The 253-nt window shown below is 62.1% G+C and carries 1 pseudogene; it reads left to right on the top strand.

What is annotated here, in order from left to right:
- Positions 1-253, top strand: a pseudogene (locus ACZ3HG_RS24320) (acetyl-CoA carboxylase biotin carboxylase subunit); the annotation flags it as partial.

A 253-nucleotide genomic window follows, 5' to 3' on the forward strand; every position in this document is an offset into this window, starting at 1 on the left:
GTCACCGAGGAAGTCGTTGGCATCGATCTCGTCCACATCATGCTTCGCGTCGCCGCCGGCGAACCACTGCCGTTTACGCAAGAAGATTTGACCTTGAGTGGTCACGCCATCGAAGCTCGCGTCACCGCGCAGGATCCCGATGCTGATTTCGCGCCGTCGACGGGCAAAATCACGCGCTGGCAAGCGCCCGGCGGTCGCGGTGTCCGCATGGAGACCTACTGCTATGCCGGTCTCTCCGTCACGCCCTATTACG

It is taken from the genome of Erwinia sp. PME.40.26/001 (genome assembly GCF_055556675.1).